Origin of the sequence: Phytohabitans rumicis (assembly GCF_011764445.1) — a bacterium.
Lineage (GTDB): Bacteria > Actinomycetota > Actinomycetes > Mycobacteriales > Micromonosporaceae > Phytohabitans > Phytohabitans rumicis.
Map to the genome: position 1 here is coordinate 3,887,075 of NZ_BLPG01000001.1, position 22,180 is coordinate 3,909,254.

The 22,180-nt window shown below is 71.5% G+C and carries 17 protein-coding genes and 2 pseudogenes; 8 read left to right on the forward strand and 11 right to left on the reverse strand.

Going from position 1 to position 22,180, the window contains the following annotated elements:
* Nucleotides 1–4 precede the first annotated feature (4 nt).
* Both Prum_RS17125 and galE read left to right on the forward strand, forming a co-directional pair.
* Nucleotides 5–1,021 (forward strand): Gfo/Idh/MocA family protein, encoded by a 1,017-nt coding sequence (locus tag Prum_RS17125; protein WP_173077461.1) that lies wholly within the window; start codon nucleotides 5–7, stop codon nucleotides 1,019–1,021.
* Entirely contained in the window at nucleotides 1,018–2,055 is a 1,038-nt protein-coding gene (galE, locus tag Prum_RS17130; protein WP_173077462.1) for a UDP-glucose 4-epimerase GalE, read from the forward strand. The genes Prum_RS17125 and galE overlap by 4 nt, the downstream gene beginning before the upstream one ends.
* Here galE and Prum_RS17135 read toward each other — a convergent pair.
* From Prum_RS17135 to Prum_RS17150, 4 genes are all read right to left on the reverse strand, one after another.
* Nucleotides 2,008–4,116 carry a glycosyltransferase family protein gene (locus Prum_RS17135; RefSeq protein WP_173077463.1) on the reverse strand — a complete coding sequence of 703 codons (2,109 nt, stop codon included), beginning with the start codon at nucleotides 4,114–4,116 and terminating at the stop codon, nucleotides 2,008–2,010. The two genes, galE and Prum_RS17135, sit on opposite strands and share 48 nt — an antisense overlap.
* Nucleotides 4,113–5,264, reverse strand: a complete 1,152-nt coding sequence (locus tag Prum_RS17140; protein WP_246277948.1) for a glycosyltransferase — start codon at nucleotides 5,262–5,264, stop codon at nucleotides 4,113–4,115. Before Prum_RS17140 ends, Prum_RS17135 begins: the two co-directional genes overlap by 4 nt.
* A 215-nt stretch (nucleotides 5,265–5,479) precedes the next feature.
* Complete coding sequence (wecB, locus tag Prum_RS17145; RefSeq protein WP_173077464.1) at nucleotides 5,480–6,562, reverse strand: non-hydrolyzing UDP-N-acetylglucosamine 2-epimerase; 1,083 nt, start codon at nucleotides 6,560–6,562, stop codon at nucleotides 5,480–5,482.
* Nucleotides 6,563–6,610: 48 nt separating this feature from the next.
* Nucleotides 6,611–7,792, reverse strand: a complete 1,182-nt coding sequence (locus tag Prum_RS17150; protein ID WP_246277949.1) for a putative hexosyltransferase — start codon at nucleotides 7,790–7,792, stop codon at nucleotides 6,611–6,613.
* 108 nt (nucleotides 7,793–7,900) lie between these two features.
* On the opposite strand from Prum_RS17150, the gene Prum_RS17155 reads away from it, so the two are divergent.
* From Prum_RS17155 to Prum_RS17165, 3 genes and pseudogenes are all read left to right on the forward strand, one after another.
* Entirely contained in the window at nucleotides 7,901–8,845 is a 945-nt protein-coding gene (locus tag Prum_RS17155; RefSeq protein ID WP_173077465.1) for a glycosyltransferase family 2 protein, read from the forward strand.
* A gap of 201 nt (nucleotides 8,846–9,046) precedes the next feature.
* Nucleotides 9,047–10,578, forward strand: a pseudogene (locus tag Prum_RS17160) (glycosyltransferase family 2 protein).
* Nucleotides 10,575–11,858 (forward strand): nucleotide sugar dehydrogenase, encoded by a 1,284-nt coding sequence (locus tag Prum_RS17165; RefSeq protein ID WP_173077466.1) that lies wholly within the window; start codon nucleotides 10,575–10,577, stop codon nucleotides 11,856–11,858. Before Prum_RS17160 ends, Prum_RS17165 begins: the two are co-directional and overlap by 4 nt.
* On the opposite strand, the gene Prum_RS17170 is transcribed toward Prum_RS17165, so the two are convergent.
* The 7 genes from Prum_RS17170 to pdxH form a co-directional block, all read right to left on the reverse strand.
* The gene (locus Prum_RS17170) at nucleotides 11,806–13,242 is read right to left on the reverse strand and encodes a hypothetical protein (protein ID WP_173077467.1); all 1,437 of its coding nucleotides are present in this window, start codon (nucleotides 13,240–13,242) and stop codon (nucleotides 11,806–11,808) included. The genes Prum_RS17165 and Prum_RS17170 overlap by 53 nt on opposite strands.
* A 44-nt stretch (nucleotides 13,243–13,286) precedes the next feature.
* Nucleotides 13,287–14,453 carry an acyl-CoA dehydrogenase family protein gene (locus Prum_RS17175; protein ID WP_173077468.1) on the reverse strand — a complete coding sequence of 389 codons (1,167 nt, stop codon included), beginning with the start codon at nucleotides 14,451–14,453 and terminating at the stop codon, nucleotides 13,287–13,289.
* Nucleotides 14,453–14,746 (reverse strand): type II toxin-antitoxin system VapB family antitoxin, encoded by a 294-nt coding sequence (locus Prum_RS17180; RefSeq protein WP_173077469.1) that lies wholly within the window; start codon nucleotides 14,744–14,746, stop codon nucleotides 14,453–14,455. Before Prum_RS17180 ends, Prum_RS17175 begins: the two co-directional genes overlap by 1 nt.
* Nucleotides 14,747–14,871: 125 nt before the next feature.
* Nucleotides 14,872–15,483: a nitroreductase family protein gene (locus Prum_RS17185; protein WP_173077470.1), complete on the reverse strand. Its 612-nt coding sequence runs from the start codon at nucleotides 15,481–15,483 to the stop codon at nucleotides 14,872–14,874.
* A gap of 2 nt (nucleotides 15,484–15,485) precedes the next feature.
* Entirely contained in the window at nucleotides 15,486–16,406 is a 921-nt protein-coding gene (locus Prum_RS17190; RefSeq protein ID WP_173077471.1) for an aldose 1-epimerase family protein, read from the reverse strand.
* The gene (locus tag Prum_RS17195; protein ID WP_281368932.1) at nucleotides 16,399–17,652 is read right to left on the reverse strand and encodes an MFS transporter; all 1,254 of its coding nucleotides are present in this window, start codon (nucleotides 17,650–17,652) and stop codon (nucleotides 16,399–16,401) included. Before Prum_RS17195 ends, Prum_RS17190 begins: the two co-directional genes overlap by 8 nt.
* On the reverse strand, nucleotides 17,649–18,272 hold the full coding sequence (gene pdxH / locus Prum_RS17200; protein ID WP_173083819.1) for a pyridoxamine 5'-phosphate oxidase: 624 nt from the start codon (nucleotides 18,270–18,272) through the stop codon (nucleotides 17,649–17,651). The genes Prum_RS17195 and pdxH overlap by 4 nt, the downstream gene beginning before the upstream one ends.
* Nucleotides 18,273–18,487: 215 nt before the next feature.
* Here pdxH and Prum_RS17205 point away from each other — a divergent pair.
* The 3 genes and pseudogenes from Prum_RS17205 (at nucleotide 18,488) to sepH (ending at nucleotide 22,029) form a co-directional block, all read left to right on the forward strand.
* Nucleotides 18,488–19,593 (forward strand): annotated as a pseudogene (locus tag Prum_RS17205) (citrate synthase 2).
* Nucleotides 19,594–19,706: 113 nt separating this feature from the next.
* Nucleotides 19,707–20,834 carry a phosphoserine transaminase gene (gene serC, locus Prum_RS17210; protein WP_173077474.1) on the forward strand — a complete coding sequence of 376 codons (1,128 nt, stop codon included), beginning with the start codon at nucleotides 19,707–19,709 and terminating at the stop codon, nucleotides 20,832–20,834.
* A gap of 121 nt (nucleotides 20,835–20,955) precedes the next feature.
* The gene (gene sepH / locus Prum_RS17215; RefSeq protein ID WP_173077475.1) at nucleotides 20,956–22,029 is read left to right on the forward strand and encodes a septation protein SepH; all 1,074 of its coding nucleotides are present in this window, start codon (nucleotides 20,956–20,958) and stop codon (nucleotides 22,027–22,029) included.
* Nucleotides 22,030–22,180 lie beyond the last annotated feature (151 nt).

Consider the following 22,180-nt stretch of genomic DNA (forward strand, 5'->3'; position numbering starts at 1 on the left):
CATCATGAACGGCCGTGAGCCGCAGCTGCGCGCCGGCCTGATCGGGCTGGGCGCCATGGGCCGCAACCACGCACGCGTACTGTCCAACATGGACGGCGTACGGCTCGTCGGGGTCATGGACCCGGCCGGCGACCCGACCGGGGCGATCCTCGCGCCGGTGGTGCCGACGCTGCGCGACCTGCTCGCCATCGGGTTGGACTACGCCGTGGTGGCCTGCCCCACCGCGTTCCACGAGGAGATCGGCCTGGAGCTGGCGGCGAACGGCGTGGCCGCGCTGATCGAAAAGCCGCTGGCGCCCTCCGTCGAGGCCGCCGAGCGCCTGGTGGAGGCGTTCGAGTCGCGCGGACTGCCGGCCGGCGTCGGGCACATCGAGCGCTACAACCCGTCGTTGCAAAGCCTGCGGGCCCGGCTGGAGGCGGGCGAGCTGGGCGAGGTATTCCAGGTCGTCACGCGGCGCCAGGGCCCGTTCCCGCACCGGATCGCCGACGTCGGCGTGGTGATGGACCTCGCGACGCACGACATCGACCTCACCGGCTGGGTCACCGGCCAGCAGTACAAGTCCGTGTCGGCGCGTACCGTCTCGCGCAGCGGCCGGCCGCACGAGGACATGGTGGCCGTGGTCGGTCAGCTCACCGACGGCACGATGGTCAACCACCTGGTCAACTGGCTCAGCCCGCTCAAGGAGCGGTCCACGGTGGTCACCGGCGAGCGCGGCTGCTTCGTCGCCGACACGCTCACCGCCGACCTCACGTTCTACGCCAACGCCGCGTTCGACAACGAGTGGGACGTCCTCCGCGCGTTCCGCGGGGTCGCCGAGGGCGACATGATCCGGTACGCGATCCGCAAGCGGGAGCCGCTCCTGGTCGAGCACGAGCGCTTCCGGGACGCGGTCGAGGGCAAGGAGAGCGACATCGTCTCGCTGCGCCAGGGGCTGCGGACGGTCCAGGTCGCCGACGCGCTGCTGCGATCGGCCCGGGACGAGGTGACGCTCACCATCGCCGACCGGGTCGGAGCGCGATGAAGGTCCTCGTCGCCGGGGGCGCCGGCTTCATCGGCAGCACGATCGCCTCGGCCTGCCTCGACGACGGCATCACCCCGGTCGTCCTCGACAACCTCAGCACCGGCCGGGCCGAGTTCGCCCGGGATCGGATCTTCTACCGCGGTGACATCGCGGACCGGCAGCTCCTCGAAAAGATCTTCGCGGAGCACCCGGACATCGCGGCGGCCGTCCACTGTGCCGCGGCGATCGTGGTGCCCGAGTCGGTCGCGGACCCGCTGCGCTACTACGGCGAAAACGTCGGCAAGACGGTGGAGCTGCTCGCCGGCCTCGTCGAAAACGGCTGCGGGCGCGTCCTGTTCAGCTCCTCGGCCGCGATCTACCAGCCCGGCGCCGACTTCACCGTGGACGAGTCGTCCCCGATCGCCCCCACCAGCCCGTACGCCCAGAGCAAGGCCATGGTGGAGCAGATCCTCGCGGACTGCGCGCGGGCGTACCCGGTGCGGACGATGTCGCTGCGGTACTTCAACCCGATCGGCGCGGACCCGGCGATGCGTACCGGCCTGCAGCTCCCCCAGCCGACCCACGTGCTGGGCCGGATGATCGAGGCGGCCAACACCGGGGAGCCGTTCCAGCTCACCGGCACCGACTGGCCGACCCGCGACGGGTCGGGCATCCGGGACTACGTACACGTCTGGGACCTGGCGCAGGCGCACGTGCGGGCGCTGCGGCGCTTCGACGCGATCCTGCCCGCCGAGGCCGAGCCGGCGAGCACGACGATCAACCTGGGCACCGGCAACGGCACGACCGTGCGAGAGTTCGTCGCGGCGTTCGAAGCCGTCCTCGGCCGGCCGGTCGCCGTACGCGAGGTGCCGCGCCGGCCGGGTGACTCGGCCGGCACGTTCACCACGAGCGCCCGATCCTGGGAGCTGCTCGGCTGGCGGCCGGCCCTCAGCGTCGAAGACGGCATCCGGCATTCGCTGCGGTGGGCCGCGATGCGCGACTCCGTGCTAGGCGTCGCCGAGGATCAGCCGGTCGAAGTCGTGGCGTACGGCTGACCAGTCCCACGCGGACAGCGCGTGCGCCGACGCGCGCCGCCCGGTCTCGTGCCATGCCTCTTCCGTGCCGGTGGTGTCCAGGACCCGCTGGGCCGCCTCTTCCGGCGAGCCCACCACCCAGTCCTGCGGGTAGAGGGTGCGGGCGCTGTTCGGCCGGCCCGCGAAGAACGGCCAGTCCCGCACGACCGGGACCGCCGCGCTGGCCGCCCCCTCCATGAGGCCGCAGTGGCAGCCCTCGCGCACCGACGTGCTGAGGATGACGCCGATCTGGGCCAGCGCCTTGGGCACGTCGTTGGTCGAGCCGAACCGGCGTACGGCCCCGGAGGGCTCCAGCTCGGCGAGGTCGCCGCGGAACGCCGTCAGGTAGTCCTTGGTAGCGACGCTGACGTCCGGGTCCATCTCCCCGCCGACGAGGAGCAGCCGGTAGCGCTCGTCCTGCGCGCGCAGCCGGCGCAGCACCTCGACGGCCCAGCGCGGGTCCTTCGCGACCTGGTTGATGCCGACCATGCCGAGCTGGAACCGGGCCTCCGGCTCCTTCTCGACCAGGAAGCCCTTCAGGTCCATCGCGTTGTCGAGCACGTGCATGCGCGGCCCGTTGCCGTCGCGCAGGTACGGCACGAGCGACGTGGTGAGGTCGCGGATGTGGTTGGCGACGAAGACCAGGTCGTCGATCCGGGAAAAGTCGACCATGTGCGGCCACCGGGTCAGGGCCTCGTAGCTGTGCAGCCGCACGATGATCCGCGCGTCGCCCGGGTCGACCAGCGTGAAGAGCCCGGCCGGCGCGACGCACCAGTCCACGAACACCGTGTCGGCCCAGTCCAGGTGCGGCCGCAGCCGCTGCTCGGTCTTGCGCCCGTGCGTGGTGTCGTCGGCCAACCGGTACTCGAGCATCGGCTTGCTCGCCCAGGTCAGGCTCTTCAGCGACGGGTTGACGGCGAGGTCGAGGTACCGGACCTCGACGTCCGGGTGCTGCTCGTAGTGCTCCCTGATCAGCGGCAGGAAGTTGTCGTTGGCGCTGGTCGCGATCAGCAGTCGCAGCGGCCGCCCGGTGGGCCTGGGGGCGGCCGGGGTCTTCCGGCCGAGCGGCGCGGCGACCTTGCGCGCGGCTTCGGACCGCCGGAACGGGGCGACGAAGCCGTCCGGGTCGGCCGCCAGCGGCGAGGTCAGCTGGTCGATGTGCAGTACGCGGTTAAAGGCGACGTTCATCGCCCGGTGCACGTACTCGGCCGCGTTCCAGTGGTCGCGGGCCCGGTAGTACCTGTCGGCGAGGCCGAGCAGGTCGACGACCGCCGGGGTGAGCTCGGCGGGGGCGAGGCCCGCGGCCAGTTCGCGCTTTGCCGCCTCGCCGCGCAGGCGGGCCCGCGGCGCCAGGCTCTTGATCTTGCTGGCGGCGGCGTACAGGGCCTTCGCCTCGTCGGCCGGGCGGCCGGCCCACGCCATGCCGTCCGCGATCTGGTACGCCACCTTCACCCGCACCGGGTCCGGCACCTTGGGCGCCTTGAGGGCGGAGAGCCAGAGCCGGGCACCCGCCCCGCTGCGCATGACAGGCTTCGCCGTGACGGTGTTGATGACCCGGCGCGGCGTCGAGCGGATCAGTTTCTTGACGTCGCCGGCGACCAGGTGCGCCGGCGGCAACACGTGGCCCGCGGCCCGCTTGTCTCCCCGTTCGGCGATGGCCTGCAAGGCGGCGGTGACGCCGAACCGGGCGTCGGCGCCCTGGTTGCGCTGGGCCAGGCGCCAGACCGTGTACACCGAGTGCGCGTCGAGCGCGACCAGTACGTCGGCATCGCGCGCCCGCTCGCGCAGCCACGCCTGCCGGCGCAGGTGCATCCAGACCCGCTCGCCCGGCGTCGCCTTGACCGCGCGGCGGCGGGGGGTGGCCTCGCTGACGTCGGCGGGCATCGCGTGGAAGCCGTCGAGGTCGAGCCCGTCGGGCAGGTCGTCCGCGTCCAGCGCGGCGACCAGGTGAACCCGGGCCCCGGTCGCCCGGAGCTGCCGCACCGAGGCGGAGAGCACGGCCGGCTGGGGAGGGGTGGCGGCGATCAACAGCACGGCGGTCATGCGGCGGGTCCATTCACCGAGATGAGGCGACTGGCCAGGGCCTGCTCCGCGAGGCGGTGCACGGCCTTGGTCATGAGGTCTTCGCGAGTGAACGGGGCGGCATGGGCACGCACCGCCGCGCGCTCCTCGTCCGACGCCTGGACGGCCATCCGGCCGGCGCTCTGGAACGCGTCGGCGAGCTGCGCCTCGTCCAGACCGCGCGCGCCGGTCCACAGCGGGTGGCCGGTCAACACGTGCGTGGCGTCATGGTCGATCTCGTGTACCGAGACGATCGGCAGGCCGGTGGCCATGTACTCGTAGACCTTGCCGGAGGTCACGTACTGCCCGCCGACCAGGATCAGCACCAGGGCGTCCCAGTGCGCGTACGCCTTGGCCACTTCGGCCTTTTTCAGCGGCCCGCCGAAGGACACCCCGTCGCCGGCCGCGCCCCGGATCAGCTCCATGAGGCGGTTGGCTTCCCGGCCGGGACCGGCTCCGATGTGGCCGTACACCTCGAAGCGGGACTTGGCGATGAGCGGGTCGCTTTCCCGGGCGGCCCGCCACGCGTCCAGCACGGTCTCCAGCTGCTGGGCCGGGAAGTTGACCGTGCCGATGTAGCCGAAGGTCAGCCCGGCGTCCGGGTCGGCCCGGCGCGGCTCGCTGGACACGCTGTCCTTGTCGTACCCGTTGCGGACGACGTGGATGCGGTCGGCGAGGTGCGGGTAGCGGTTGCGGTAGAAGCCGGCGATCGGGTCGTTGACCACCCACAGCGAGATCGCGTCTTCGAGCACCCGGCGCTCCCACACGCCGGACTCGGAGTCGGCGGCGAACGCCTCACCGCCGTGCACGACGTCGACCGACCAGCCGTCGCGGAAGTCGACCGCGTAGGGCACCTTGTGCTCCTGCCACAGCTTCCACGCGGCGGCGAGCGTCACGTACGGCACGCACGTGGCCACCAGGAGGTCGGCCGGGCGCTGCCGGTGCACCTCGAGGACCGCCTTTTCCAGCGCGCCCTTCCAGGCGCCGAAAGCGGGCTCCGGAAACACGTCCTGCTCGTGCTTGCGCAGCTTTCTGAGCCATTTCGCGGGGTCCAGCGCACGGTCCCGGTCGAACAGCCGGATATCGGTTTCAAGATCCGCTCGGGCGAGCGGAAGTTCGACGATCTTCACGCCATCGTCGACCTGCTCGAGAAGGCTGTAATCCAGCCCGGAATCGCGTTCCCAGGATGACGGGGCAATCGTTACTACGGTGACGTCCCAGCCGATCCGGGCAAACTGGTTAGCCGTTTCCCGGAGCCGGTAGGCGCAGCTCTTAGCCGCCGGCGGAAAGCCGATCGCGAGGTAAACCAGGTGAGGGCGCGAGGAGTCGTTCGAGGCCGGCACGGTCACTTCCCCTCCAGGGTGCGCACGACCCGCTCGGCGGCGCGGCCGTCGCCGTACGGGGTGGCGCGTTCGGCGGTGGGCGCCGGGCGGGTCGCGAGGCCGGTCCACTCCGTCGCGCCGAGGTCGCCGGGGCGGGGCACGAGGTGGTTCCAGCCATCGACGAGCGTCTCCGGCCACTCGGTCTCCGTGCGCAGCGTCGTGCAGGGTCGGGCCAGGAGGTACGCCTCCTTCTGCAGCCCGCCCGAGTCGGTCACCACCCCGACCGAGCCGAGCACCGCGCCGACCATCTGGGCGTACGGCAGCGGGCGGCCCACGCTGACGGCGCCGCGGGCCAGCTTGACGCCGTGCTCCTCGGCGCGGGCCAGCAGGCGGGGGTGGGCCAGCAGCGCGACCGGCACGGGCAGGTCGGTCAGCGCGTCGACGAGGCTGTGCAGGTGCTTCGGGTCGTCGGTGTTCTCGGCGCGGTGGAGCGTGGCCACGAGGTACGGCGCGTCGGCGTCGATCCCGGGTGGCAGCGCCGGCCGCGGGTGGGCGCCGGCGAGCACCGCGTCCCGGATGCGCAGGCAGATGTCCACCATGACGTCGCCGACCAGCTCGGCACGGGCGGCGAGCCCTTCGGCCGCGAGGTGGCGCATCGCCTCCTCGGTCGGCGCGAGCAGCAAGTCCGCGGCGTGGTCCGTCAGCACCCGGTTGTGCTCTTCGGGCATGCGCCGGTTGAACGAGCGCAGGCCGGCCTCCAGGTGCGCCACCCGGATGTGCTGCTTCACCGCGGAGAGCGTGCCGGCGAGTGTCGAGTTCGTGTCACCGTAGACGAGCACCCAGTCGGGGTGCTCGGCCTCCAGCACCGGGTCCAGCGCGGCGAGCGTCCGGCCGGTCTGCACGCCGTGGCTGCCCGACCCGATGCCCAGGTGGACGTCCGGGTCCGGGATCCCCAGCCCGTCGAAGAACACATCGGACAGGTCGGCGTCGTAGTGCTGCCCGGTGTGGATGATCATGTGCCGGACGTCGCTGGCGGCGAATGCCGCCGCGATCGGGGCAAGCTTGACCAACTGAGGGCGGGCCCCGACGATGCTGACGACCTTCACTAGGGAGTCCTCCATTGCTGATGAGCGCGCAGCCAGCATACCCACGCGCTACGGCGATACCGGCCAGTCCAAGGTCACGTAGGCGCCGAACCAGGCGGACGCCAGAGTCAAAAAGATCAATACCACAATCCGGGTACGCGTACGCGCGCCGGCGAGTCCGATCGCTATCGGGAGCAGCATCGTGAACACCGGGATGAAGTAGCGCCCCTTCCCGTAGTACGCCCCGGCGGCGCCGAGCACGAAGAGCACCGCGACGACGGAATAGACGAGGACGGGCAGCGGGTAGCGGTCCCAGATCGACAGGGCGATCAGGGCGATCGCGAGCACGATGAGAAATGTCGATGTGTAGAACTGGAATGGCGACTCTTCGGTGAGCACGCGGCCGAAGGACGTCGCGGTGTGCACCCCACCGTCGAAGCGGATGTTCCACGCCTCGCGCTGGAGATAGAAGTAGCCGTCCAGGCGGCCGAGCCGGTGCGCGACATAGCCGAGGTAGCCGAGATAGCCCAGCGGCGCGAGCGCGATCGCCACCCACGGCCGCCAACCGTCCTGGCGCCGGAAAATGGCCACCAGCGCGGCCAGCCCCACGGCGGCGATGATGGCGTTCGCGGTGGGGCGGGCCAGCCCCGCGAAGGCACACAACAGGCCCGCGGTCAGCCAGCGCCGGCGCAGCAGGGCGTACAGCGACCAGGCCACGAGCGCGATGAAGGTCGTCTCGCTGTAGGCCATGTTCTCCACGACGGCGTGCGGAAACAGGCCCCACAGCACGGCCAGCATGACGCCGACCGAGTGCGACCGGACCTCCTTGCCGACCGCGTAGATGCCCCACGCCGCGGCGATCCCGGCGATCCACGACACGACCAGGCCGGCGACCGGCGCCGAGAGCGGCGTCACGGCGGTCAGCGCGGCGAGCAGCCCCGGGTAGAGCGGGAAGAAGGCCAGGTTGGTCGGCCGGAACGCGCCGTTCGGCTTGAGCGGGATCGCGGCGTCGTAGCCATGCTCGGCGATCTGCTGATACCAGACCGAGTCGAAGCGGGAGTTCAGCAGACCCCAGAAATCGACACCGGCTCCGTGCGCGAATGCCCACAACACAAGAAGTCCGACAATCCGCACCAACGCGTACGCGAGCAGGGCCGGGGTGGCGGCGGGCAGTCGTTCTCGCCAATGGGTTTTGGCGGCAACGACCGGCTGCTCCGTCTGACTGTCTTGGGCTGCGGCCGGGGCGGACACGGGCGTTCATCCTACGGATACGCCATGTGTGGCGCTGCACTAGGGTTGCACGGCGGTTACGATCGTGGATTCGTGAGGCAACGGCCTGGTTACGGAGGTACGCGCAGCATGCGTGACGGACGCCCGCCCCTGTCCGTGGTGATCCCGATGTACAACGAGGAATCGGTCCTGCCGATCCTGGCGGAGCGGCTCCGGGACGTGCTCGACGGCCTCAACGAGCCGTACGAGGTGGTCGCCGTCGACGACGGCAGCGCGGACGGGACCGCCGACACGCTGGCCAAGATGCGTACAAGTTGGGACCAATTGCGCATAATCCGGCTGCAGCGCAACAGCGGCCACCAGGCCGCCCTGCTCGCCGGCCTGATGCGCGCCTCCGGCGACTACGTCGTCAGCATCGACGCCGACCTGCAGGATCCGCCGGAGCTGATCCCGGAGATGCTGCAAAAGGCCCGCGCGGACGCGCTCGACGTGGTCTACGGCGTACGGGTCGACCGCACCACCGACACGGCGTTCAAGCGGGTGACCGCCGGCATGTACTACCGGCTGATGCGCCGGCTGGCCGGGCGGCAGGTGCCCGCGCAGGCGGGCGACTTCCGGCTGCTCAGCAGGGCCACCGTCGAGGCGTTGCGCGAGCTGCCCGAGCGGGCGCCGGTGCTGCGCATCGTCGTACCCTGGCTCGGTTTTCCCAGCGGCGAGGTGACCTACCTGCGCGCGGAACGCGCGGCGGGCGAGACGAAGTACCCGCTGTCCAGGATGGTCCGGCTCGCGGCCGACAGCATCACCAGCTTCTCCGCCGCGCCGCTGCGGATCGCGACCTGGCTGGGCCTGCTGGGCGTGGTGACCAGCGCGGTCCTCGTCGTCGTCGCATTCGGCGCGTACCTCGTCAGCTCGACAACGCCCGGATGGGCCTCGCTCTACGTCGCCGTGCTCTTCCTCGGCGCAATTCAACTGCTCTGCCTCGGCCTACTCGGCGAATACGTGGCGCGCATATACACGGCGCTACAGGGCCGGCCGGCATACTTCATCGCGGAGGACAGCGGGCCACCGGAGTGAACGGACGGAAACGTGGGCGTCACACATGACCCGCTCTGCCGTACACTCACAAGGCTCTAAAAGAGCCACCCCCGGCAGACTGCGAGCTGAGTCATGGAGATCGGAGACGTTGGCACAGGGCAGCTCAGCCCGGTACGCCAGCGCAGCCCGCGGCGTACCGCCACACCGGACGTCACCGTGATTTTGGCGGTCTACAACACGATGCCGTATCTGACCCGGTGCCTGGATTCGCTGGCCAAACAGACCATTGGCCGCGACCGGATCGAAGTCATCGCGGTCGACGACGGCTCCACCGACGGCAGCGCCGAAGAGCTCGACCGCTTCGCCCGGCGATACCCGAAGACGTTCACGGTCGTCCACCAGGCCAACTCCGGCGGCCCGGCGGCGCCCAGCAACCGCGCGCTGGAGCGCGCCACCGGCCGCTACGTCTTCTTCGTCGGCGCCGACGACTACCTGGGCCGGGAGGCCCTGGAGCGGCTCGTGCGGGCGGCCGACCGGCACGGCTCGGACATCGTGCTCGGCAAGCTGGTCGGCGTCAACGGCCGGTACGTCAACCCGGCCGTCTACGCCCGGAGCGCGACCGACATCGGGCTCTTCGACTCGCCGCTGCCGTGGGCGCTGTCCAACACCAAGCTCTTCCGGCGGGAGCTGATCGAGCAGCACGGGCTGCGCTTCGACGAGGAGCTACCGGTCGCCAGCGACCAGCCGTTCACGTTCGAGGCGTGCCTGCAGGCGGCCCGGATCTCGGTGCTGGCCGACTACACCTTCTACTACGCCGTACGTCGCACCGACGCCAGCAACATCACGTTCGGCAACTCGCACGAGCGGCACCTGGCCGCGGCCGAAGTCATCATGCACTTCGTCGCCGGCCGGATCGCCCCGGGCAAGGACCGGGACGCCGTGCTGGTCCGGCACTTCACGTGGGAGGTGGGCAAGCTCGTCATGGACGACTTCCTCACCCTCGACCGGGATGTGCAGGAGCGGCTGCACGCCGGCATCCGCGCGCTCGCCGACCAGTACCTGACCGACGACATCCGGCACCGGCTGGACATCAAGAAGCGGGTGCGGCTGTCCCTGGCCCAGCGCGGCGAGCTGGACGACCTGCTGGCGGCCATCCGCTGCGACGTCGAAGACGGCGACGTGCCGGTGGTCGTGACGGCCGACCGCTGCTACGCGCGCTACCCCGGGTTCCAGGACGCTCGGCTCGACCTGCCCAACAGCTGGTTCGACGTCAGCGAGTCGGTGGCGAAGCAGCAGGCGGCGTTCGACGCCGTCTCCGTCGTCTGGGCCCCGGACGGCGACGGCGCGCCCGCGCTGGCCGTCCAGGCCCGCGGCACCGACTCGGCGCCGGTCCCGCTCGCCGCCCCACAGGTCCGCCTCGCCGCCGGCGACTCAGCGGGCGTCGCGGTGGTGCCCGGCCGGTCCGACGACGGCATCCGGATCGAGGCCCGGCTCCCCCTCGGCCACCTGGTGGCGGAGAGCCCGACCGCCAAGACGATCGTGCCGATCATGGTGGAGGTGGAGGCGTTCGGCGGGGCCTACCGCGCCCCGTTGCAGGCGCCCAAGGCCCCGCGGCCGGGCGGCTGGTCCGCCGGTTCGGGACCCACCTGTACCTTTTCAGTCCTGTGAAAGACCACAAGGGCCGGCTCGTGATCGCGATACAGCCGATCACCGCGCGCAAGGTGGCCGGCTTCGTGTATCGCAAGTTCGCCAGAAGAGGGAAGCAAGCATGAAGGTCTGTGTCGTCGCGCTCGGAAAGATCGGGCTGCCGCTGGCCGTCCAGTTCGCCGGCAAGGGCCACCACGTGGTGGGTGCCGACGTGTCGGAACGGGTCGTCCAGCTGGTCAACGACGGCACGGTCCCGTTTCCCGGCGAGGCGGACCTGGACGTCAAGCTCAAGGAGGCCGTCGCCGCGGGCCTGCTGACCGCGACCACCGACACCACGGCCGCGGTCGCCGAGTCCGACACGGTGGTCGTCGTGGTGCCGCTGTTCGTCGACGGCGAGGGCGTGCCGGACTTCGGCTGGATGGACGACGCGACCCGGGCCATCGCCGCCGGCCTGCGCCCCGGCACGCTGGTCAGCTACGAGACCACGCTGCCGGTCGGCACCACCCGCACCCGCTGGGCGCCGATGCTGGAGCAGGGCTCCGGGCTGACCGCCGGCACCGACTTCTTCCTCGTGTTCAGCCCCGAGCGGGTGCTGACCGGCCGCGTCTTCGCCGACCTGCGCCGCTACCCGAAGCTGGTCGGCGGCGTCGACGAGGCGTCCGCCCGGCGCGGCGTCGCGTTCTACGAGGCCGTGCTGGACTTCGACGAGCGGCCCGACCTGCCCCGGCGCAACGGCGTGTGGGACCTCGGCTCGGCGGAGGCGTCCGAGCTGGCCAAGCTCGCCGAGACCACGTACCGGGACACCAACATCGGGCTGGCCAACCAGTTCGCCCGGTTCGCCGACACCGTCGGCGTCGACATCACCAAGGTCATCGAGGCGTGCAACACCCAGCCGTACAGCCATATCCACCAGCCGGGCATCGCGGTCGGCGGGCACTGCATCCCGGTGTACCCGCGCATGTACCTGTGGAACGACCCGGCCGCCACCGTCGTACGGGCCGCCCGGGAGGCGAACGCGGCGATGCCCACGTACGCGGTCGACCTGCTCGCCGCCGCGATCGGTGAGCTGGACGGGGTGGACGTGCTGGTGCTCGGCGCCGCGTACCGGGGCGGGGTGAAGGAGACCGCGTTCTCCGGCGTCTTCCCGACCGTGGCCGAGCTGCGCCGGCGCGGCGCCAACCCGTACGTCTCGGACCCGATGTACACCGCCGACGAGCTGGCCGCGCTCGACCTGCCCCCGCACCGGGGCGAGCCGGTCCGCGCCGTGGTGGTCCAGGCCGACCACGCCGAGTACCGCTCGCTGGGCGCCGCCGACCTGCCGGGCGTTCAGGTGGTGGTCGACGGCCGGCGGGTCACCGATCCGGCGCGCTGGCCGGGGGTTCGCCGGGTCGTGATCGGCGGCTGAGCATTGCGTCGATCCCGGCGATCACCGCGATCACCAGGCCGACCCGTAAGAACACGGCCTCCTGGATGCCGAACCGGACGTACTCGCCGGCCGAGTAGAGCAGCCCGCTGACCAGGCCGCCGAGGCTGACCACGAGCACCGCCACGCCGACCAGCGCCAGCAGGCGCTGGCGGCGCAGGGCCACCGCCGCGACCGCCGCCACGAGGGCCAGCACGATGCCGGCGACGAGGCGCTTGATCAGCCGGACCTTGGCCGGGAACGCGAACCGGTCGACCTTGGTAGGGACAAACCGGTCCATCTTGCCGTACTGCGCGCCGCCGAGCGACGCCGGCGCGACCTGGTCCACATAGCTCGCGAACAGGCCCGGTGCCGCCAGCGCGAACCGGATCCCGGACGAGGACGCGTTGCGCTCACCCCACGCCTTCAGCTCCGGGCACGCCTTGTACTCCGCCGCGAACTGGCGGATCGCCCAGCTCTTGCCGGTCGCCGCCTGTTCCGCCCCGGGGCACTGCGGCATGCCGAGGTCGTCGCGGTAGACCTCCTTGATGCGCGGGTCCGGCAACACCTGGATGCGCAGCCGGTAGTTGAGGGTCTCCTCCTCCAGGGACAGGCCGGTCGCGCTCCAGCCCTGGAACGTCGTACTCACCACCGGAGTGATCGCGAAGGCCCAGCCGACGCCGCCCGCGACGACCGCGGCGGCGGCCAGCACCGGCACCCAGCCCCGCCGGTCCCGGCGGCGGCTCCAGGCGAACCCCGCGAGCACGACGGCGAGGACCGCGGTCCACAGCATGATCTCCGGCCGGGTGAACGTCCACCAGAACGCCGTGAACGTCAGCGCGCCGAGGGCCAGCCGGGAACGCGACACGGTCCACCGGATGAGGAGCGCGAGCGTGAGCACCCCGAAGTTGATCGACGGAGACTCGCTCAGGATGGCGAAGTCCCAGTTGGCCACCGGGGTCAGCAGGCCGATCACGAGCACCGTCCCGGCGGCCAGCACCCGCGCCACCGGCGTACGCAGCGCGGTCCACAGCGCCCAGGCGAGCAGCGCCCAGGCCACCGTGCCGAGCGTCCACTGTGCGAACGCGCGGGCGCCGTCGGTCGGGAAAAACCAGTACAGCAGCGGCGTGCCCCACAGCCGGGGCGAGTGCCCGGTGAAGGAGACGAGCGGCCCGTGGTCGAACGCCGGATCGCCCCGGTACGCGTACGTCTGGGTGTCGTTGTACGTCGCCACCCGGCCGTTGAACCAGATCATCACGCGCGCGGTGAGGTAGCCGGCCAGGAGCGCGGCGAGCACGAGCGGCGGGCGCGGCAGGGTACGGCGGTGCGGCGCCGCCACGACGCTCCGCACCGGCTTCGGCGCAGCGTCAACCGTCGTTTCGGGCACGCCGGGTCTCCCCTCCCAGGTAACTGCCCGATGCTACCGGCGCTTCAGGAGAAGGCCGCCAGGCCGGTCAGCTTCTGGCCGATCACCAGCTGGTGGATCTCCGAGGTGCCCTCGTAGGTGAGGACGCTCTCCAGGTTGTTGGCGTGCCGCAGGATCGGGTATTCGGCGCTGATCCCGTTGGCGCCCAGGATCGTGCGGCACTCCCGGGCGATCGCCAGCGCCTCCCGCACGTTGTTGAGCTTGCCCACGCTCACCTGCTCGGGCCGCAGGCTGCCGGCGTCCGCCAGCCGGCCCAGGTGCAGCGCCAGGAGATAGCCCTTCTGCAGCTCCACCGCCATGTCGGCGAGCTTGGCCTGAGTGAGCTGGAAGCCCGCGATCGGCCGCCCGAACTGCTCCCGCGACACCGCGTAGTCCAGCGCCGCGTGCAGGCACTCCCGGGCCGCGCCGAGCGCACCCCACGCGATGCCGTGCCGCGCCTCGGTCAGGCACGACAGCGGCCCCTTCAGCCCCTCGGCCGCCGGCAGCGCGGCGTCCGCCGGCAGCCGCACGTCGTCGAGGACGACCTCGCCGGTCGACGACGCGCGCAGCGACATCTTGTGCCGGATCTCGCGCGCCGTCACACCAGGAGACTCCATGGGTACGACGAAACCGCGGACCTTCTCATCCGTGCGTGCCCAGATGACGGCCACGTCGGCGATCGGCGCGTTGGTGATCCACATCTTGGTGCCGCTGAGCACCCAGTCGGTCCCGGCCTTGCGGGCGCGGGTCTTCATCGACGCCGGGTCGGAGCCGTGATCCGGCTCGGTCAGCCCGAAGCAGCCCACCGCCTCTCCGGTGGCCATCGGCGGCAGCCAGCGCGACTTCTGCTCGGGGCTGCCGAATTTCCAGATCGCGTACATGGCCAGGGAGCCCTGCACGGACACCAGCGAGCGCACGCCCGAGTCGCCGGCCTCCAGCTCCAGGCACGCCAGCCCGTACGCCACCGCGGAGGCGCCGGCACAGCCGTACCCGGTCAGGTGCATGCCGAGGAGGCCGAGCTTGCCGAACTCCAGCGCGAGGTCGCGCGCCGGCACCCGCCCCTCCTCGTACCAGGTCGCGACGTGCGGCCGTACCAGATCGTCGACCACCTTGCGCACGACGGCGCGGATCTGCCGCTCCTCGTCGGTGTGCAGCGAGTCGACGTCGATCAGGTCGAGCGGGAGGGCGCGCATCAGGTCAGCACCAGCACGCGTGCGTGGATCTGGTTGCGCTGCTGCAGGGCCGCGCGGAGCGCCCGGTGCAGCCCGTCTTCGAGGTAGAGGCCGCCGTTCCACTGCACGACGTGCGGGAACAGGTCGCCGTAGAAGGTGGAGTCCTCGGCCAGGAGCTTGTCGAGGGCCAGCTCACGCTTGGTGGTGATGAGCTGGTCGATGCGGATCGGCCGTGGCGGGATCTCAGCCCACTGTTTCAGCGTGAGACCGTGCTCGGGGTACGGACGACCGTCCCGAACCGCTTTGAAGATCACGACGGCACGCTCCCCTCCCATGTCGCCGCACCGCTACACCGTTGCCGGCCGCATGCCAGCCTAGCGACCGGCGCCGACACCACGGTTTGTTCCCCGATGTCACTCTCTCTACAGATTTATATCCGCTACACGCTTGTCGTCCATCTTCCCCGGTGCACGACCGATTCGAGCGGCCGGTGCCCCCGTTCGAGCGACGGTGAACGGCGGTCCGGGGCCGGGTAGCCGACGGTCACCGCCCCGATCGGCGCGAACTCGGCCGGCACCCCGAACGCGTCCCGGAACGGCTGGACGCGCTGCGGCGGGATGCCGAAGAAGCAGGCGCCGAGCCCCTCGTCGACCGCCGTCAGCAGCATGAGCAGGGCGGCGAAGCCGGCGTCGATGTCCCAGTACGGCGCCGGCCAGCGAGCCGGGTCACGGTCGGTCCAGCCCTTGTCCGGCTCGGCGTACCGGTCCAGGTACGCCGAGCGGTTCGAGTGCGGCACGACGATCAGCGGGGCCCGGCGCATGCCCGCCAGCCACCCGGTCATGCCCTGCCCCTCGGGCGTGGTGGCCCTCCAGAAGAGCTCGCGGTCGGCGCCGGCGTCCAGCACCAGGAACCCCCACCCCTGGGAGAACCCGGCCGACGGCGCGCGCACGGCGTGCCCGAGCAGCCGCTCCACGACCTCGACCGGCACCGGCCGGTCCGGGTCGTAGTTCCGCACCATCCGCCGCCGCCGTACGACGTCCCTGAACTCCATGACTAGCCCTGACCGGGTTTGATGCCCCAGGTGGCGCTCCAGGTCTGGTCCGGCTCCAGCACGATCAGGTCGCGGCCCGAGCGGAACGCGTCCGGCGGGCAGGTCATCGGCTCCACGGCCAGCGAACGGCGCCAGCGGTCTCCCGACATCGTGTCGCTGCTGAAGACCTGCCACCAGCCGAACTTGTCGTCCGCCCAGACCGACACCCGGTGCGCGCCATCCGATGTGGACAGATCAACGGACGACCCGCCGTCCGCGCCGCGCTCCAGGTCGCCGAACGCGGTGTCCAGCACCGTGGCGCCGATGCGGCGGGGCTCGGTGAAGTCGTACTCGCCGCCGGCCACCTTGGCGGCCCCGATCGGCAGCAGCCGGCTGTCGACGAGGAGGCGGTTGCGGGCCGGCACGCGCAGCACCACGTCGTCCGCCTTGATCCCGGGCAGCCGCAGGTACGGGTGGACCGAGAAGCCGAACGGGCACGACCGCCCGCCCACGTTGGTGGCCTCGTGGGTGACCCGCAGACCCTCCGGGCCGACGCGCCACTGCGAGCGCAGCCGCAGCGGCCAGGGGTAGCCCGGCTGGGCCGGCATCGCGCACTCCAGCGTCACCGCGTCCGGCGCCTGCTCGGCCAGGCGCCACGGCACCCAGTTGACCAGGCCGTGGAGCGCGTTGTGCCGGATCGGCTCGGTGAGCGAGAGCTGTTGCTGCTCGCCGGCGAAGGTGTAGCGCCCGTCGCGGATCCGGTTGGGCCAGGGCGCCAGGATCTGGCCGGCGCAGCCCACGCTCAACTCGTCTTCGCCGTACCCGTCGACGTAGTCGACCCCGCCCGCGCGGTAGGCCCGCAGCCCACCGCCGACCTCGACCACGACTGCCTCGTGGCCCGCGGCCGCGATCGTCCACTGTGTCCCGGAGAGCGCTTTACTCATGGTGGGACGATACTTGGTACCTGAGCAAGGCCGGGAAGGCGAGTACCAGCACGAGCGCGAGCGCGGCCGCCGCGAACCCGCCGCCGGCCCAGGCGATCGGGATGCCCCAGGCCCCGGCCATCGCGCCGACGCGCAGGTCGCCGAGGCGCGGGCCGCCGGCCACGACGGTGATGAATACGCCCTGCAAGCGGCCCTGGAGCCGGTCCGGCGCGTACGTCTGAAGGATCGACTGCCGGTACACGCCGCTGACCAGGTCGGCGGCGCCACCGGCGGCGAGTAGCGCCACCACCAGCCACAGGTGGTGCACGAGCCCGGCGATGCCGACCGCAACGCCCCAGCCGACCACCGCCGCGACCAGGGCCACGCCCTGCCGGCGTACCCGGCCGATCCAGCCGGAGGTGAGCCCGCCCAGCAGCGAGCCGAGGGCGATCGCGCTGTACAGCCAGCCGACCGCCGAACCGCCGCCGAACCGCTCCTGCGCCACCTCGGGGAACAGCGCCCGCGGCATGGCCAGCACCATCGCGATCAGGTCGATGGCGAACGACAGCAGGAGCACCGGCGTGGTGGTCAGGTACCGGATGCCGTCGACCACGCTGCGCAGCCCCATCGAGCGGTGCTCACCGGTGGGCGGGACCGGCGGCAGCCGTACCGTCGCCCAGAACGACACCGTGAAGAGCAGCGCGTCCACGCCGTACGCGATGGGGAGGCCGGTCTCCGTACCAAAGGTCGCGAAGATCAGGCCCGCGGCCAGTGGGCCGACGACGGCGCTGCCGCTGGTCGTGGTGAAACCCAGCGTGTTGGCCGCCGGCACGAGGTCCGGACCGACCAGCCGCGGGATGATCGCCTGGCGGGTGGGTGAGCTGATCGCGAACGCCGCGCTCTGCACCGCGACCAGGCCGAGCAGCAGGTGCGGGCTGCCGGCGCCGAGCAGCGCCTGCACCAGCAGGCCCAGGGTCGACGCCCACATGAGGGTCGAGCTGGCGATCAGCAGCAGCCGGCGGTCGACGGCGTCCGCGACCGCGCCGCCCCACAGGCCGAAGATCAACAGCGGTACGAGGCCGGCGACGCCCAGCAGACCCACCCAGAACGAGTCATCGGTGATGTCGAACATCTCGACGGGTACGGCGACAGCAGTGAGCTGAAAACCGAAGAACGAGATCGCGTTGCCGAGCCACATGCGGCGATAGGCGGTGACGCGCAGCGGCCGAAGGTCAATTGCCCACCTACGGGCCTTGACATCGGTCAAGGAGCAAGCCGCTCGATGATCCACACTCCCTTGTCGGTGCGCCGGTAACGCAATCGATCATGCAACCGACCGGTGCGCCCCTGCCAGAATTCCACCGTGTCGGGCGTCACACGCAGTCCGCCCCAGTGCGCCGGCACCGGCACGTTCTGGGGGTAGCGCGCCTGCGCCTCCTCGAACGCCTGGTCGAGCGCGGCGCGATCCTCCACCACCCGGGACTGCGGGCTGGCCCAGGCGCCGAGCTGCGACTCGCGCGGCCGGCTGGCGAAGTACGCCTCGGTCTCCAGCCGGGACACGGGGGCGACCGGCCCGCAGACCACCACCTGCCGGCGCATGGGAAACCAGGGAAAGACCAGGCTGGCGTACGGGTTGGCGCGCGCCTCGACGCCCTTGCGCGACTCGTAGTTGGTGTAGAAGACCAGCCCGCGCGCGTCGTACGCCTTGAGCAGCACGGTGCGGGCGCTCGGCCGGGAGCCCATGTCGGCGGTGGCGACGACCATCGCGTTCGGCTCGGGCAGCCCGGAGTCCACCGCGTCGCCAAACCAGCGGTCGAACTGGGTGACCCAGTCCGCCGCGAGGTCGATCCGGGACAGGCCCTTCTCTTGGCCGTAGTCCCGCCGCATCCCCGCTGGTCCGGGTGTGTCTGCCGTCACGCGACCATCTTCGCCTGCCCGGTAGCACGCCGTTAACCCGACGGAAAAGGGATGATGTCGCATGTACCACAAGAAGGATGGGTCGCATAGTTAGTTACCCACCAGGCAAGATGGCACGCAACCCTGCCGCGGCACACAACGTGGCCTGGCGCTGTCAGTGCGGACAACAGATCCAGGAGAGCGAAATGTCCGACTTCAAGCCGGGACTGGAAGGCGTGATCGCCTTTGAGACCGAGATCGCCGAACCCGACAAAGAGGGCGGCGCCCTGCGCTATCGCGGTGTCGACATCGAAGACCTGATCGGACAGGTCTCCTTCGGCAACGTTTGGGCCCTACTCGTGGACGGCCGCTTCGGGCCCGGGCTCCCGCCCGCCGAGCCCTTCCCCGTGCCGGTGCACTCCGGCGACATCCGCGTCGACGTGCAGTCCGCGGTGGCGATGCTGGCGCCGTACTGGGGGCTGGAGCAGCTCCTGGACATCTCCGACGTGCAGGCGCGCGAAGACCTGGCCCGGGTGTCGGTCACCGCGCTGTCCTTCGTCGCGCAGTCGGCCCGCGGGCTGGGCCTGCCGGCCGTGCCGCAGAAGGAGATCGACAAGGCGACGACCATCGTCGAGCGCTTCATGAAGCGGTGGCGGGGCGAGCCGGACCCGCGGCACGTCAAGGCCGTCGACGCGTACTTCATCTCCGCCGCCGAGCACGGCATGAACGCCTCCACCTTCACCGCCCGCGTCGTCGCCTCCACCGGGGCTGACGCGGCGGCCTGCATCTCGTCCGGAATAGGAGCACTGTCCGGCCCTCTGCACGGCGGTGCGCCCTCCCGGGTGCTGCACATGATCGAGGCGGTCGAGCGCAGCGGCGACGCCGAGGGGTACGTCAAGGGCGTACTCGACCGCGGCGAGCGGCTGATGGGCTTCGGCCACCGGGTCTACCGGGCCGAGGACCCGCGCGCCCGCGTGCTCCGCCGTACGGCCAAGGAGCTGGGCGCGCCCCGCTTCGAGGTGGCCGAGGCGCTGGAGAAGGCCGCCTTGGAGGAGCTGCACACCCGCAAGCCCGACCGGGTGCTGGCCACGAACGTGGAGTTCTGGTCGGCGGTCGTGCTCGACTTCGCCGAGGTGCCGTCGCACATGTTCACGTCGATGTTCACCTGCGCCCGGATGGGCGGCTGGAGCGCCCACATCCTGGAGCAGAAGGGCCTCGGCCGGCTGGTCCGCCCATCGGCGAACTACGTCGGTCCCGCCCCCGCAAGCCCACCGACGTGGAGGGCTGGGACACCGTCCCCCACGGCCTCTGATAGATGCAAGGAAGGGCACCTTGTTATCGCTTTTTGCATAGCAAGGTGCCCTTGCTAACACTCGGGGCGGGTCCTATCCCAGCGCGGCGGGGGCAGGTGCGAGGATGTGCGGCGTGGCTGACGCACCGAACATCCGGATTCCAGACGATCTGAAGCCCGCTGACGGCCGGTTCGGCTGCGGACCTTCCAAGGTCCGCCCGGAGGCCGTGTCCGCGCTGACCGGCGTGGCGACCACGCTCCTTGGCACCTCGCACCGGCAGAAGACGGTCCGGGACCAGGTCGCGCGCTTCCGCCGCGGGATCGCGGAGTTCTTCTCCCTCCCCGAGGGCTACGAGGTCATCCTGGGCAACGGCGGCAGCACCGCCTTCTGGGAGGTGGCCACGTTCGGGCTGATCCGCGACCGGGCGCAGTTCGCGAGCTTCGGCGAGTTCGGTGCGAAGTTCGCCTCCTCGGTCAAGGCGGCGCCGTTCCTCGGCGACCCGACCGTGCGCAAGGCAGACCCGGGCTCGGCCCCCGCGTTCGTCGCCGAGGCAGGTGTCGACGCGTACGCCACCCCGCAGAACGAGACCTCCACCGGCGTGGCCGTGCCGATCAAGCGGGTGGCCGGCGCCGACGAGGGCGCGCTGCTCCTGGTCGACGCCACCTCCGGCGCGGGCGGCCTGGACGTCGACGTCCAGGAGAGCGACGTCTACTACTTCGCGCCGCAGAAATGCTTCGGCTCCGACGGCGGCATCTGGATCGCCCTGATGTCCCCCGCCGCGCTCGCCCGCGCGACCGAGATCAAGGAGTCCGGCCGGTACATCCCGGCGTTCCTCGACCTGGTCACCGCGATCGACAACTCGCGGCTGGAGCAGACCTACAACACCCCGGCGCTCGCGACCATCTTCCTGGCCGCGGAGCAGACCGACTGGATGCTGGCCCAGGGCGGGCTGGCGTGGGCGAGCAAGCGCACGGCCGAGAGCGCCGGCATCGTGTACGGCTGGGCCGAGCGCTCCTCCTACGCGATGCCGTTCGTTACCGACCCGGCGCTGCGCTCCAACGTCGTCGCCACTGTGGACTTCGCCGAGGGCGTCGACGCGACCGCCATCGCCAAGGCGCTGCGGGCCAACGGGATCGTCGACACCGAGCCGTACCGGAAGCTGGGCCGCAACCAGCTCCGCGTCGCGCTCTTCCCGGCCATCGACCCGGCCGATGTGGACGCCCTGACGGCGTGCATCGACTACGTGGTCGAACGGCTCTAAAAGACCGACACGTTGGCGTGGCTTCCCCCACGTGCAGCTTGATCGGCGTACCGTGTGGCGAGGACGCCCCTAGCGTTGCTGGCTGGGGCGCAGGCCAGCTTAGCGGGACGGAGGCAACGCGATGCGGCCAGTACGCTTCGTCGCCCTCTCCGAGGACGGCCAGGCTTTGGTGCTCGCCGACGAGGTGGGCCGCTTGCTCGCGCTCCCGCTCGACGAGCGGGTGTCCGGCGCGCTGCACTCCGAGCCTGGCGTGGGCACCGTCGGGCTCGCCGTCGCCGGCTCCGGCGGCGACCAGCCGTCACTGTCCCCACGCGACATCCAGGCACGCATCCGCTCCGGCGAGTCCGCCGACGACGTGGCACGCATCGCGGGTGTGCCGGTCGACCGGGTGCTGCGCTACGCCGGCCCGGTCCTGCAGGAGCGGGCGATGCTGGCCCAGCACGCCCGCCGTACCAGGCTGAAGACCTCCGAAAAGGGCGCACCGCTCGCCGAGGTGGTCGACGGCCGACTGGCGCAGCACGGCATCGACTCGGAAAAGATCTCCTGGGACGCGTACCGGCGCGACGACGGCACCTGGCGGATCGTCGCCACCTGGCCGTCGGGCAAGGCGACCGCGCAGGCGATCTGGGAGCTGGACAAGACCCGGCAGATGGTGTCCCCGCACGACGACATGGCGCAGTACCTGTGCGCCGAGCGGCCCACGCAGATCCTCGGGCAGGACCCGCCCGCCGAGCGGACCGGCCACGGGCTGCCCGGCCCGTCGCGCGGCGAGCCGAGCCGCGGCGGGCACGGCCTCCCCGCCGCCGCGGACAAGTCCCGCCCGGGCCGCGACCCCATCCGCGCCGGCCGCGACGCGCTGCTCGCCTCCCTCGACCGCCAGGTCGGCACCTCGGGCCGCGACCAGGGCAGCCCGGCCGCGCTGGGCGGCACCGACCAGAGCCGGCAGCGGCCCGTCTCCGGCGGTGCCGCGGCACTGCTCGGCGGCGGCCAGGGCTCCGCCTTCGACGACGACTCCGACCTGCCCAAGGAGGTGCCGGCCGTGCCGTCGCTCGCGGTGCTGCGCCCCCGCCGCACCGGCACGGGTGCCGCGGCCGCCGCTGGCGAGTCGGCCGAGACCGGCAAGCCGCGCAAGCGCCTCCCCAGCTGGGACGACGTCCTCTTCGGCACCGGCCCCGCCGCCCGCGAAACCTCCTAGCGCTCCTCCAGCGCCACGCCGCGCCGCCCCACGCCGATCAAGGACTTTCCCGTCGATCAAGGGCATACGGCCGTGCTTTGATCTCTTTTCCACGACCGTTTGCCCTTGATCGACGGGAAAGTCCTTGATCGGCACTCGAAGTTGGTGCGTG

Bases quoted from the DNA above. Each gene is read 5' to 3' on its own strand.
- Prum_RS17175 (WP_173077468.1), bottom strand. From the start codon at position 14,453: ATGCGCGCCCTCCCGCTCGACCTGATCGACGTCGACTCGCTGCACACC.
- sepH (WP_173077475.1), top strand. From the start codon at position 20,956: ATGCGGCCAGTACGCTTCGTCGCCCTCTCCGAGGACGGCCAGGCTTTG.
- Prum_RS17155 (WP_173077465.1), top strand. From the start codon at position 7,901: ATGCGTGACGGACGCCCGCCCCTGTCCGTGGTGATCCCGATGTACAAC.
- galE (WP_173077462.1), top strand. From the start codon at position 1,018: ATGAAGGTCCTCGTCGCCGGGGGCGCCGGCTTCATCGGCAGCACGATC.
- pdxH (WP_173083819.1), bottom strand. From the start codon at position 18,272: ATGCGGCGGGACTACGGCCAAGAGAAGGGCCTGTCCCGGATCGACCTC.
- Prum_RS17190 (WP_173077471.1), bottom strand. From the start codon at position 16,406: ATGAGTAAAGCGCTCTCCGGGACACAGTGGACGATCGCGGCCGCGGGC.
- Prum_RS17135 (WP_173077463.1), bottom strand. From the start codon at position 4,116: ATGACCGCCGTGCTGTTGATCGCCGCCACCCCTCCCCAGCCGGCCGTG.
- Prum_RS17125 (WP_173077461.1), top strand. From the start codon at position 5: ATGAACGGCCGTGAGCCGCAGCTGCGCGCCGGCCTGATCGGGCTGGGC.
- Prum_RS17165 (WP_173077466.1), top strand. From the start codon at position 10,575: ATGAAGGTCTGTGTCGTCGCGCTCGGAAAGATCGGGCTGCCGCTGGCC.
- Prum_RS17185 (WP_173077470.1), bottom strand. From the start codon at position 15,483: ATGGAGTTCAGGGACGTCGTACGGCGGCGGCGGATGGTGCGGAACTAC.